Origin of the sequence: Roseivirga echinicomitans (assembly GCF_001592935.1) — a bacterium.
GTDB classification, from domain to species: Bacteria; Bacteroidota; Bacteroidia; order Cytophagales; family Cyclobacteriaceae; genus Roseivirga; species Roseivirga echinicomitans.
Genome location: NZ_LRDB01000012.1, coordinates 293,865 through 306,326 on the forward strand (window position 1 = coordinate 293,865; position 12,462 = coordinate 306,326).

At 38.7% G+C, this 12,462-nt stretch carries 14 protein-coding genes; 2 read left to right on the plus strand and 12 right to left on the minus strand.

The window, feature by feature from the left end:
* Window positions 1-9 precede the first annotated feature (9 nt).
* The 4 genes from AWN68_RS10240 to AWN68_RS10255 all read right to left on the minus strand — a co-directional run bounded on the left by AWN68_RS10240 (window position 10) and on the right by AWN68_RS10255 (window position 3,862).
* Window positions 10-579, minus strand: coding sequence for a 5-formyltetrahydrofolate cyclo-ligase (locus AWN68_RS10240; RefSeq protein ID WP_068414965.1), 570 nt, complete (start codon window positions 577-579; stop codon window positions 10-12).
* Window positions 572-2,158 (minus strand): bacillithiol biosynthesis cysteine-adding enzyme BshC, encoded by a 1,587-nt coding sequence (gene bshC / locus AWN68_RS10245; RefSeq protein WP_068414968.1) that lies wholly within the window; start codon window positions 2,156-2,158, stop codon window positions 572-574. The genes AWN68_RS10240 and bshC overlap by 8 nt, the downstream gene beginning before the upstream one ends.
* Window positions 2,159-2,240: 82 nt before the next feature.
* The gene (gene rimO, locus AWN68_RS10250) at window positions 2,241-3,551 is read right to left on the minus strand and encodes a 30S ribosomal protein S12 methylthiotransferase RimO (protein WP_068414971.1); all 1,311 of its coding nucleotides are present in this window, start codon (window positions 3,549-3,551) and stop codon (window positions 2,241-2,243) included.
* Window positions 3,552-3,601: 50 nt separating this feature from the next.
* On the minus strand, window positions 3,602-3,862 hold the full coding sequence (locus tag AWN68_RS10255; RefSeq protein ID WP_068414974.1) for a hypothetical protein: 261 nt from the start codon (window positions 3,860-3,862) through the stop codon (window positions 3,602-3,604).
* 218 nt (window positions 3,863-4,080) lie between these two features.
* Between AWN68_RS10255 and AWN68_RS10260 the strand changes: the two genes are divergently transcribed.
* Together AWN68_RS10260 and AWN68_RS10265 are read left to right on the plus strand one after the other, a co-directional pair.
* The gene (locus AWN68_RS10260; RefSeq protein ID WP_068414977.1) at window positions 4,081-5,202 is read left to right on the plus strand and encodes a DUF4221 family protein; all 1,122 of its coding nucleotides are present in this window, start codon (window positions 4,081-4,083) and stop codon (window positions 5,200-5,202) included.
* Between the two features lie 88 nt (window positions 5,203-5,290).
* A complete protein-coding gene (locus AWN68_RS10265; RefSeq protein ID WP_068414980.1) occupies window positions 5,291-5,668 on the plus strand; it encodes a hypothetical protein in 378 nt (125 codons plus the stop codon).
* Between the two features lie 5 nt (window positions 5,669-5,673).
* Here AWN68_RS10265 and ftsY read toward each other — a convergent pair whose 3' ends face one another.
* The 8 genes from ftsY to AWN68_RS10300 all read right to left on the minus strand — a co-directional run bounded on the left by ftsY (window position 5,674) and on the right by AWN68_RS10300 (window position 12,423).
* Window positions 5,674-6,627 carry a signal recognition particle-docking protein FtsY gene (gene ftsY, locus AWN68_RS10270; RefSeq protein WP_068414983.1) on the minus strand — a complete coding sequence of 318 codons (954 nt, stop codon included), beginning with the start codon at window positions 6,625-6,627 and terminating at the stop codon, window positions 5,674-5,676.
* Window positions 6,628-6,700: 73 nt separating this feature from the next.
* Window positions 6,701-6,856 carry a DUF4295 domain-containing protein gene (locus AWN68_RS18830; protein ID WP_084362825.1) on the minus strand — a complete coding sequence of 52 codons (156 nt, stop codon included), beginning with the start codon at window positions 6,854-6,856 and terminating at the stop codon, window positions 6,701-6,703.
* A gap of 2 nt (window positions 6,857-6,858) precedes the next feature.
* Window positions 6,859-7,041 carry a 50S ribosomal protein L33 gene (rpmG, locus tag AWN68_RS10275; protein WP_053224769.1) on the minus strand — a complete coding sequence of 61 codons (183 nt, stop codon included), beginning with the start codon at window positions 7,039-7,041 and terminating at the stop codon, window positions 6,859-6,861.
* Window positions 7,042-7,357: 316 nt separating this feature from the next.
* The gene (locus AWN68_RS10280; RefSeq protein ID WP_245657995.1) at window positions 7,358-8,788 is read right to left on the minus strand and encodes an aminopeptidase P N-terminal domain-containing protein; all 1,431 of its coding nucleotides are present in this window, start codon (window positions 8,786-8,788) and stop codon (window positions 7,358-7,360) included.
* A 69-nt stretch (window positions 8,789-8,857) separates the two neighbouring features.
* Window positions 8,858-9,097, minus strand: coding sequence for a 50S ribosomal protein L28 (rpmB, locus tag AWN68_RS10285; RefSeq protein WP_068414989.1), 240 nt, complete (start codon window positions 9,095-9,097; stop codon window positions 8,858-8,860).
* Window positions 9,098-9,239: 142 nt separating this feature from the next.
* The gene (locus AWN68_RS10290) at window positions 9,240-9,800 is read right to left on the minus strand and encodes an AAA family ATPase (protein ID WP_068414991.1); all 561 of its coding nucleotides are present in this window, start codon (window positions 9,798-9,800) and stop codon (window positions 9,240-9,242) included.
* Window positions 9,801-9,809: 9 nt separating this feature from the next.
* Window positions 9,810-11,219 (minus strand): DNA recombination protein RmuC, encoded by a 1,410-nt coding sequence (locus AWN68_RS10295; RefSeq protein ID WP_068414992.1) that lies wholly within the window; start codon window positions 11,217-11,219, stop codon window positions 9,810-9,812.
* A gap of 127 nt (window positions 11,220-11,346) precedes the next feature.
* Complete coding sequence (locus tag AWN68_RS10300) at window positions 11,347-12,423, minus strand: PAS domain-containing protein (protein WP_084362826.1); 1,077 nt, start codon at window positions 12,421-12,423, stop codon at window positions 11,347-11,349.
* Window positions 12,424-12,462: the final 39 nt, after the last annotated feature.

Sequence of the window (12,462 nt, forward strand, 5' to 3'; positions counted from 1 at the left end):
TTTTATGTGTTAGAATGAATAAATCTTGTGATGTGTAATGCAGAAATCAAGCGGAATGTCATAAGACTCTGAATAGGGAATATGATCCAGTGGAGGTGTGATCGCCAAGCCTACCTTGATTAATTTGTCTCCGGCTTGCGCAAGAAACTTGTCGTAATAACCACCGCCATAGCCGATTCTAAATCCTTTTCTGTCAAAGCTTATGAGTGGGACAAAGACCACATCTAGGTGATTAATATTGAAGAGTTCCTCGCCTAGGGGCTCGGTCACCCCAAAGTTGCCGACCATAAGTTTGGTGGTGGAATTGTAGGCGATATGTTCAAGGGTCTTTGTTTTACTGTTTACCCTAGGCAACACGACTTGGTGCTCCGATGTTTCAATGAGCTTTTTAAAAAGTGGTGTGGTGATTACCTCTCGCATCTTAGCGAGTGGAAGGTACATGTGAATATTTTTAAACTGGCGTTCTGTAATGAGCTTGAATGCTTGTTCGCAAACCAATGACGATCGGAGTGCATGTTCTTGATGCGTAAGTGTTTTACGCTTCTCCAAGAACGTTTCTCTGAGCACCTTTTTAGTCATGGGCTGCAATCAAGTGAAACTGGTAACCGAAGGCATCTAGGCTGTCTAGGCAATTCTGAATAAAAGCAGGGTCGCTAAGGTAGAAGTTTAAGAAGTTGTCTTTTCGTTCTTGTGGGCTTCCGCCCGGAAATAAGCTTTCCTTAATGGCCGAAATACGATTGACTAAAACATCGTGATTTCTCTTTTCAGCCTTCATTAACTTCTTCTCAATTTTTTGGATTGAGTTTTCCGCCCTTTTTTGCTCAGCAGCAACCAACTTTTCGAGTGTAACATCAATGGGTTTAGCGACATTTAAAACCTCTGCGAAAATAGACTTGATTTGTTCCAACTCACTATGTAAGGTCAATTGGTTTACAGTGTTCTGTTTTACCTTTTCTTTAATTAAGGCTTCTTCTGGTTTAAAGATATCCTCGAAATTCAGTTTCGACTTTTCAATTTTACGCTGGATGTTTGGGGTGACAACCCCTGCGAAATTCCGGGGCATTAGCATTGGGAAAGGCGTTTCGAAATGAGTGAAAACCTCTTTTAGCTGAAGCCAATAAACCAATTCTGAAGGGCCGCCTACATAGGCCAAATTCGGTAAAATCATTTCCTGATAAAGCGGTCTTAAAACCACATTTGGGCTAAAACGCTTAGGGTGACTTTCTATTTCGGCTCTTAACTCACTTTCTGTAAAGCTGATTTCAGTATCGAGCACATAAAACTGCCCATCTTCTTTTACAATCCGTGATCGAATATTTCCTTTCAGGTAGAAGAAATTAATCTCTCTTGGAAAGACTTGTGTTTTGTAACCTGCTTTATCCAGCTGAGCTGAAGTTTCGGTAACGCTGTCATTCACAGAATGCTTAAAGATATCGTCAAACATCACAGGCTTGAGGATATTTTTAAGTTGAGCATTGTCTGCGTCTACCACTACTAAACCTTCATCACCAAAAAGTGCGTTTACATAATGCCTTCCTGCTTCGGCTAGGGTATTTTTCTTTAAATAAGCTTCCTTGAAAAAATCAGGTAGGCTTATAATTTCGTCAAAAATTGGTTTAAGTGATTTTGGATCAAATCGTCCAACCGCACCTGTTTGCTCAGTTTCCCAACTGAATTTTTTGCCGTTAAAACGGAAGTAGCTGATCTCTTCGAAGTCGTGATCCTCAGAAGCCATCCAATAGACAGGCACAAAATCGTAAGCTGGATAATGCTTCTTCAACGCTTTGCAAGCGTTGATTACCGTTACTATTTTATAAATGAAATAGAGTGGGCCAGTGAATATGTTTAACTGATGACCAGTTGTTACAGTAAAAGTGGTTCCAGCTTTTAGAATTGCTATATTTTTCTTGGTTGCTTTACTGGTTTCAAACCCTCGGTACTGTTGCTCAAGTACACTTGAGAGTACTTTTCTGCTTTCATCACTGAAGTGTTTTTCTTCAATCTGAAGTTTAAAGTTTTCAATGTTTGGCAAACGATTGTAGAAGCCCGTTAAGGCTTCTTTTCCTTCGATGTAATCTAAAAATGACCTTGAAAAGCTGTTCGTTTTATTGAAAGGTATTTTGCTCAATAGTACTTGTGATAGTTCCGAAACAGCCATAGTCGTTTGTTACAAAGGGTTTTGATTGTTAGATCAGCCTTGACAGCAATTCAATCTAATGCAGCATAAACATGAAAAGTGCTTAAACTGGTTCACCATAAAGATCAAATTCTGTAGCATCTGTGATTTTAATGTTAGCGAAATCGCCAATTCTTAAGTGATGTTTTTTCGCATCGATGATAACTTCGTTATCTACTTCTGGAGAATCGTGTTCCGTTCTTCCATAATAGTTTCCGCTTTCCTTTCTATCGATTAGCGTTTTGAAAGTCTTACCAATTTTCTCTTGATTGATTTCATTAGAAATTTCTTCCTGTATGCCCATTACGATATTGGCCCTTTCTTGTTTCACTTCATCAGGTACATCATCAACATAAGAATAGGCATGCGTGTTTTCTTCATGCGAATAGTTGAAAATTCCCAATCGATCGAAACGCATTTTCTTCACGAAGTCGACCATGTCATTGAAATCTTCTTCTGTTTCGCCAGGGTGACCAGCAATCAAAGTAGTTCTTATGGCGATACCTGGGACTTTAGCCCTGATTTCTTCAATTAATGCCTCAGTTTTTTCACGGGTAGTCCCTCTACGCATCAATTTCAACATTTTGGTAGAACCGTGCTGAAGTGGAATGTCTATGTAACTACAAATATTGTCACGCTCTGCCATTACTTTTAGCGCGTCCATTGGGAAGCCAGTAGGGAAGGCGTAGTGCAAACGGATCCACTCAATGCCTTCCACATCAGAAAGACGTTCAAGTAATTCGCCAAGATTTCGTTTTTTGTAGATATCTAATCCGTAGTAAGTAGAATCTTGAGCAATGAGGAGCAATTCTTTTGTGCCGTTTCTGGCCAAGTTTTTTGCTTCTAAAACCAATTCTTCGATTGGACGTGATTTATGTCCGCCACGCATCAAAGGAATGGCGCAGAAGGAGCATGGTCTGTCGCAGCCTTCTGATATTTTTAAGTAAGCATAATGATTTGAAGTGGTGATAATTCGTTCCCCCACCAATTCGTGCTTGTAATCTGCTTTAAATTTCTTGAGAAGCGCAGGGAGCTCCATCGTACCGAAGAAAGCGTCCACCTGAGGAATTTCAGCTTCAAGATCATCTTTGTAGCGCTGTGAAAGGCAGCCAGTTACGTAAAGCTTTTCAATTTCGCCATCATCTTTGGCATCAGCATAACGCAAAATGGTATCGATAGACTCTTGCTTGGCGTTATCGATAAACCCACAGGTGTTTACAATGATGATATTAGCATTGTCTTTTTTAGACTCGTGAGTTGTTTTGATTCCGTTACCCCTCAATTGAGTGAGCATCACTTCTGAATCTACTAAGTTTTTTGAGCAACCTAGCGTTACAATGTTCACCTTGTCCTTCTTCAGTCCCTTCGTTTTCATTCCTTATTGCATTAATGCGCAAAGGTAATGAATTATAAAGGCTTGGTAATTTATTTTCTCTTCTTCCTAAAGGTAATTGGGACAACTTCGTCAGTTGGCATTCCAATTTGGTAAAGCTCCCAGTCAGCGTCATATTTAGCAAGTATTTCCCGAATGCAGTCTACTCTGTCTCCACTTGGGTTTTCGCAGTCGGCCCAGTGGAATACTTCTACTCGGTAATTGTAGGATTTTTTCTCACCGTTGATTCTTACTTCGACTTCAATGTCTTGTTCCCCAGTGATTTGAGGAATATTAATGGCTATAGCTCCCATAATCTATGTACGTTAATGAACAAATGTTTTCTATCCGCTTTTGTTTTAACAAGGGTAGTGCCAAGAAGTTAAATGTTTGTTTTTTAGTTAGTTATAATTTTCGGTGGTGAATGAATGCACGTTATAGGGCAGTGAGATGTTCGATTTCGACTATAAAAGTTGCAACGTTCTGATTTAAATGTTGGATTTTGTATTTTCAAGAATTAGTCAACTCAATTATGAAGAAGCTTTACGTGCATTTTTCCTTTCTCGTCATTAGCATTTCTATTCTTTCATGTAGTGTTCAGACTGAGGTTACTCCGCAAGAGACTTTGGAGTTAGCATTTGTAAAAGACATTTACTTGAATTTGGATAATGAAACCTCTGCTAGAGGCAACAGTTTTTATCAATTGCTAGATCGTGACTCTGTAACTCAAATTGCTTTTTTTAATCGTCTTAATTTCAATTTGTATATTTATGATTTAATAAACGGGAAACTTGAAGAGCAAATAAAGTTTGAGAAAGGTGGTCCAGACGGATTAGGTGATATGATTATGGCCTTTCATATTGCTGAGGATAATAAAATTAACTTTCACAGTTATTATAGATCAGAGCTTATTGTTGCAAACTTCTCAGGAGAGGTCGAATCAAGGCTTAAGATGAGAAAGGATGATTTAGATTTTATGCCGGTTTCTTCACAAAATAAGCCTTTTATTGAATTAGAAGATGATGTTTTTATCTATTCTGGCAAAACCTCCAATGATCTAGATTTTCTAAATGCACCAATGCTCTTAAGGTACAATATTAAAAATAATCAGTCGGAGGATACAGGAGTAAGGCTGCCAGATTTATACACGACAGGAGCGTCTGAGTTTATCCCGGGTGATTTATCAGAACCAAGCTTAACATCTAATCCAGAAGGAAAGATTTTGCTTTTGAGCTTCCCTCTTGATGATTCTGTCAAAGTAATCAGCGTGAATGGGGAGGTTAAATCAGTCTTTTTTGGAATTAATAGTCATGAATTGGAAAGCCCCTTAAAAAAGGATAATGGAGCGAGGGATCCTTTAGGGAAGTTGAAAGATTTGTTGACTTTTTCGCGGTATGGTGCTGTGAAATATGATCCTTACCGCAAAATATACCTTAGGACATATATTGATAAGACACCACAGAACCTATTGGATCAGGATATTCTTAAAGGTGATCAAAAGATAGTTTTTGCCGATAGCTCATTAAACGTAATAGGTGTTGCTGACTTTATTGGTACAGACAACTTACTTTTCTCAAAAGAGGGAATGCTTCAAGTGATGTACAATAGTCAATTGGAAGATAGTTTGCAGATAAAAGTGTTTAAATATGAATGATTTTAAATTGAGGATATTGTTCTGTTTTTTACTACTTACATCAATTGTATCATGTTCCCGCAAAATACTAAGTTTGGAGGAGTAATTATTGGCGGGGCTTGAATCAGCTGGGAAGAATGATTTGTTAAGTCGTGAATTTATACTTGAGATTCCAGGAGTATGTTTAGGCTGTATTGGCTCGGTGGAACAGTTCATCTTGGATAACGTAGACACCTACTCGAATCGAGTAGGTTTTATTCTTTATGATATTACATCAGTTAAAACAACACAAATTCGATTTGGAGGAGATATAACTAATAAAAGTAACGTATACTTGGATAAAGGTAAGGTGTTTGACTTTGAAGGAAATATATCGCTATATCCTGCTATTTTAAGGTTGAAGGGTGGTTCGGTTGAAAGCTATGAGCTTGTTTCACCTGAAAACGAAAATGCAATGGAGAATTTTTATAAGGAGTTGCTGCCTTAATTTTCTTACTTCTTAAAAAGCGAATCTACGAACTCAGCTTTATTGAACACCTGAAGGTCTCCAACTTTTTCTCCAACGCCAATGTATTTGACTGGGATTTTGAATTGATCAGAAATACCAATTACCACTCCACCTTTGGCTGTGCCATCAAGTTTCGTAATGGCCAAAGCAGTAACTTCAGTAGCCTTTGTAAACTCTTTGGCCTGCATAAATGCGTTTTGGCCAGTAGAACCGTCAAGTACTAATAAAATTTCATGAGGAGCTTCTGGCATGAACTTCTGCATCACTCGCTTGATTTTAATCAGCTCGTTCATCAAGTTCACTTTGGTATGTAGTCTACCTGCAGTGTCAACGATAATGAGATCAGCACCCATTTCAACTCCTTTTTTTACCGCATCAAAAGCCACAGCAGAAGGGTCGGTGTTCATACCGTGTGCTACAACAGGCACATCGATTCGTTCTCCCCAAAGTTTAAGTTGGTCTACAGCAGCAGCTCTAAACGTGTCGGCAGCACCTAAGACAACGGATTTACCTTGTTTCTTGAACTGGGCAGCTAACTTTCCAATGGTAGTGGTTTTTCCCACACCATTTACGCCCACCACCAAAATGATATGTGGCTTATGAGTAGAAGGGAGCGTGAACTCTGTAAGATCTTCTGAATTGTTCTCAGAAAGGAGTTCCGCAATTTCTTCTCGAAGAATTCTATCGAGTTCCGTTGTATTGAGGTATTTGTCTTTGGCAACACGCTCCTCAATACGCTGAATAATTTTGATGGTGGTTTCAACCCCAACATCAGATGTAATTAGAATTTCTTCTAACTCATCGAGTATTTCATCATCAACTTTGGATTTACCGGCTACGACACGACTCAGTTTGGAAAAGAAACCGTCTTTAGTTTTTTCCAGCCCTTTGTCGAGCGATTCTTTTTTTTCTTTCGAGAAGATTCCAAATAAGCCCATAATCGTACGTTAAATTAGCAATAAAAAAGTCCCTCAAGAGGGACTTTGATATATTTATTAAAAGTGCAATTTCTTACTTGTCAGCAAGTACTGTTTTTACCATATCTTCAGTAACAATCTCTTCTTTAAAGGTGTATGCACCCGTTTTTGGAGATCTTACTGCTTTAATTACCTTGGCGTATTTTACACCACCTTGTACTTTCAGGGTTGCAACTACTTTCTTAGCCATTATTACTTAATTTCTTTGTGAATAGTGTATTTCTTCAAAATCGGGTTGTATTTCTTCAACTCCAATCTCTCGGTTGTGTTTTTGCGGTTCTTAGTAGTGATGTACCTAGATGTACCGTGCATTCCACTTGTCTTATGCTCAGTGCATTCCATGATCACTTGAACTCTATTGCCTTTCTTAGCCATTTCTTTTGCTTCTAAAATTCGGACTGCAAATATAGCTAACTGTTTTTTATAATGAAACCCATGATGCCGAAATATTTCAAGTGTTTTCTTGGGCTCTGAACGGGAGGTGTTTAGTAATTTTCAATCTGTATAAATTAAGAGTGTTATCGCTGATTAAATCTAATGAGGGAACGTTTGGGTACGTTATTCAATTTCTATTAGATTAATTGTTCTACATGTTTTCTGGTGTGCGATTTTAATCAAAGGAGATATGTCTAGAGGGAGAACAATAAAGGCCAGCATAGCCGGCCTTATATTGTTCTAAAATTGATTCTTTTTACTTGTTTCCCTTGAGGGCTGGTAAGGTAAATTGCGCCAACGGGCTGCTTTGTTTCATTAAAGCTTCAATGTCTTCTGATTTTCTTGGTGCGAAACCAGAAAGTAACTCAGAACCGTTTTTGGTGATAAGAATATCATCTTCAATCCTAACCGCAATGCCCCACCATTTTGGGTCGCATTTGCTGCCATTAGGGATGTAGATACCCGGCTCGACCGTAATCACCATATTCTCTTGTAGCGGCCCTCTCGGCCCCTTATCGTGTACGTCTAAGCCAATGTGATGCGAGAGCCCATGAGGGAAGTACGTATGGCGTGTGGTCTCGTTTTCAATCACTCCTAAGGCAGCTAAACCTTTGTTGATTATTGTTGAAGCTAATGCTCCCATTTCACTCATTGAAACACCCGGCTTGGCCATTTGAATAGCCTCTTCTTGTGCTTGATAAACTAAGTCGTAGATCGCCTTTTCTTCTTTCGAGAATTTGCCATCAATCGGAATAGTACGGGTTACATCGGCGGTATAGCCATGGTACTCCGCACCCAGATCCATTAAAATCATTTGATCGCTTTGAATGTCTATTTCCGTGTTTTCAATGTAATGAAGAATACATCCGTTATTTCCAGCACCTACAATCGATGGGTAGCCTTCATACTCTGAGCCGTATTTCTTGAATACAAATTCGTGAATGCCTTGCACTTCCGTTTCTGTCATGCCAGGGTGCATGGCCTTCATTACTTCGGCTTGGCCTACTGCCGAAATGAATACTGCTTTACGTAAAAGGTCTAATTCATCTTTGGTTTTAATACCGCGTAGCTCGCCCATAATTGTGTTAAGACCTCGGAGGTCTAAGTTGTTCTTTTTTGGCTCTGCACCAAGGCTATTGGCTTCAACTCCGTAACCTACTTTGGTTTTGAACTGCTGTATGAGGCTGAAAAGATCACCTTCATCTCGAGCGTTGTCTCTTACATCGTTTTTGAAGTCGTAAAAGAGGATTTTATCGAATTTCTCGAAGTTAACATCGTAGGTCTTGAAATCTGTGTTGTTAAGGGAGTTAAGAATCCCCAACTTTTCTTGTGCTCCAGCGGAACCTAGCCTACGTCCTGTCCACTGCTCTGCTTGGGCATTTCTTGTTTGAACAAAGAAAATTTCGTTATACTCATTCCCGCTTTTATCGGTTTGAGCATTCTTGAATACCAATAAGACGGCATGAGGCTCGTTGTAGCCTGTTAGGTAAAATAAATCTGGATCTTGATGATAGATGAAATCTACATCGTTAGCGCGGTTGCGCACTGGGCTTGCAAAGAAAATAGCCACAGAATTGTCTGGTAGTTTTGCTCGTAGAGCATCTCTTCTTCCTTTATGGAAATCAGCACTCAAGTAGTCTTTTCGAACATTTTCTTGGGCTTGTAAAAAGAAAAATCCTGAAAACATAAACGTTATCAGGATTATCAAAGTCTTAAATGAAAACTTCATAGGAGTACAATAACGTTTAGAACGCTATTATACTAAAACGTTACCGTTTTCTCTTGCTTTTTTTAGTACAGCGGTGATGCCATTTTTATTAATGGTTCTTAAAGCTGATGTAGCAACTTTTAAAGTGATCCATTTGTCTTCTTCAGGAAGATAGAATCTCTTTTTCTGAAGATTCGGGTAGAATTTTCTCTTTGTTCTATTTTTAGCGTGAGATACGTTGTTTCCTGTACGTGCTCTCTTTCCGGTGATGTCACAAACTCTTGCCATGGGTAAATATAATTTAGTCGCTTTTGAAAACGGAATGCAAATATCGTAATTATTTGGAAAGACACCAACCTGAGGTGAGAAATTTTACTTAAAAGTTTGGTGGCGTTTATAGATAGGAAACCAATCGAGAGGCTTTTACTGACTATTCCTTATAGAGACTGTCACGAATGGCTTTTATTTCGGTTAATATTTTATCGGTTTTGCTTTTCAATTCTTCTGCTCCATCAATTCTCAAAACCTTACAATCGAGTAATTCAATCCAATCATTATGAACTTTTAGTGACCTGCCATCGAAATTGGGCTTTTCATATTGTTTTGCCCATTCCAAAAAAGCTTTAGAGTCCTCCTGTGTTTTTTTGTCTGTTATTAGCTTTTCTCCATAGCGCTCAATCTCTCGCTGTTGAAGTCGTTCGATTCTTATTCTGTCGTTTAAACGAATAAAGATTGCTAAGTCAAATAATCTTTCCCATTCTTTTCCCCAGCTCACCAGCGAGCCAGTGATAATGACGTTTTCATGTTTTTTGAAATCCGTTTTTAAATTTTCATTTCTTTCAGATAAGGCTATTTTTTCTTGAAAGGGTAGCTCTGTTTTTTTCCAATAATAGAGGTCAACATCTAGATGAACAAAACCTGTGCGTTTTCCGATTTCTTTCCCCAATGTGGTCGTTCCAAAGCCAGAGGCACCAAATATCAAAATCTTCATGCTAAGTAATTATATTTTTGCTTTGTTTGTGGGCGTTGAGTCTACTTTACCTTGCCTGTATCGTTCGTCTTTATCCTCCTCGTCTATAATCAAGGAACTGTCAGTTAATTCGGGTAAAATATTTTTTGTTTCGGCTTCTGTAAGGACTTCCACGTCTTTTAGTTTTCTTTGGATGGCGCGGGTTCTTTTGCCCATCACATCATCGAGTTGGTTTAACCCTGACTGAATGTTTCTCTGGGCTTTTTCCATAATTCCGCTAAAGTTTTCAAACTCCTTTTTTACGGCCCCTAAAACTTGCCAAACTTCGCTGCTTCGTTTTTGAATCGCTAAAGTTTTAAATCCCATTTGTAAACTGTTGAGTATGGCGGCTAGGGTAGTCGGGCCAGTGACTATAATCTTATAGTTTCTCTGCAAATCTTCGAGTAGGGCGGCTTTGCGTACTACCTCGCCATAAATCCCTTCAAAGGGTAAGAACATTATGCCAAAATCGGTAGTGTTTGGCGGATCAATATATTTTTCGCTAATGTCTTTGGCCATTTTTTTGATGGTGTTGTCAAGGTTCTTTTGGGCGATTAAAATTTTGTTTTGATCACCTTCGTCATAGGTCTCTTGGAGTTGCTCATATATGTCTTTTGGGAATTTAGCATCAATAGGAAGCCATACATTTTTCCCTGAATCGTCTCTGCCGGGTAACTTAATAGCAAACTCAACCAAATCAGTACTATTGGCTTTTGTTTTTACATTTGATTCATACTGATCGGGAGCAAGAATTTGTTCGAGTAGCAACGAGAGCTGTATTTCACCAATGCCACCACGCATTTTTACGTTACTCAATACTTTTTTGAGCCCGCCCACATCTGTGGCTAAACTTCTCATTTCACCCAGCCCCTCTTGCACAGCCTGTAATTGTTTTCCCACGGTTTCAAAAGATTGGCTTAACCTCTCGTTCAATGTTTTTTGAAGCTTTTCGTCTACCGTATTTCTCATTTCATCAAGCTGCTTGGTGTTGTCTTCACGAATTGATTTTAATTGACTTTCGACCGATTGCTTAACTTCTTTTACATTCTCTGTGGTTTGTTTATTGATTTGATTTTGCTGAATAGAGAAATCACCAAACTTCTGACGAAGCAATTCATTTAGCGCTTTAATGTTTTCCGTGAATTTACCCTCGAAAGATTTTTGGCTGTTTGTCAGTTCTTCTCTGTTGGTTTTTGATAAGCTGTTCGTTTCGGTTCTGTTTCTTTGAAATTCATCTTTGATCGATTTCTCAGTTCTTTCAAGTGTGGAATCAAACTTCACCATTAAATCCTCCACTTGTTTTAGCTGCAGTTTGATGTCAACTTTGGGTTTCTTGATGAGGCTTACCCCGATGTTGACTAATAATAGTGCAACTATAATTATGAGTAAAGTTTCGATCATGGTAGTGCTTACTTTGAGGCTACAACGTATAAATAATCGCTATATGTTTTATTGAGTCTGAATTCCTTCTTAATAAAGAGTTGTGGTTGTACACTGTGTTTTGAAAGAAATATACTTGAATTTGATCCTATTTGCCTTTTTTTAAAACTTGTTCGAAGGATACTTTTTTACTTAGGTAGGTGTGGGTGAGTTGGATAGTGAAGTCGTTCAGCTCTTTCACTGAAGATTTCATATAAACAGCCAATTGTTTTAAGGTTGCTTCGTCCAGATTTTCCATATCGATCAAATTAGAAAGCCCCATAATGTTGGTTACTGGTTTTCTGATAATATGAGATATATCAAACAGAATCTGTTCGAGCGTAAGCTGGTATTCTCGGTTGTCGGTAATGTCTAAGTTTGTACCTACAAGCCTAATAGGCTTACCTGTTTCATCTCTCTGAACAAGAGACAAGGACCTAATGTGTCTGATGGTAGAGTCGGGATGAATAATCCTGTACTCCATATCAACTTCATTTACAGAAGGCTTGATGTTCTCAATGTTGTTAGCGATCATTTGATGATCCTCTGGATGGACTAATGATATCCAAGATTCAGGGGTTACCTCAAAATAGAGATTAGAGACTCCATAAACCTTATACATGGTGTCATCCCAAATTAAAGTGTTGTTTATGAGGTCTCGATCCCAAATTCCCAATTTAGATCCTCGAGCGGCTAGGAGAAAACGATCGTTAGTCATTTTGAGCTCTTCCTCTGCATGTACTCGATCAGTAATGTCTCTAAAGTTATCTACAATACCATTTATGGCAGGGTCATGAATTAAATTGGTGACGACTGCTTCCACCCAGCGCCACGAACCATCTTTATGTCTGATGCGTGAAGTGTGGCCTTGAACAGGGACTCCAGGTTTTTGCATGCAAATATTTATGGCTTCACCTGATGCTGCTTGGTCATCTGGGTGCACCAAAGACCAAATCTCCATATCCATTACTTCTTTAGGAGTGTAGCCTAGCATATTCTTAATAGAGCTTGATACGTAAGTAGTTTCAGCTTCAGGAGAGATAATAATAACGCAATCGGCTCCATTTTCTACGAGAGCTTCAAACCGTTTCTCATTTTGCTTCATCAATGCTATACGCATTCGCCATATCACTACTAAACAAGCGGTAATTACAGCGATAAAAATATACGGTAATGCGTTCTCCATCTTTGAATATATAGAATAGGGTCCCTTTAACCTATTTTG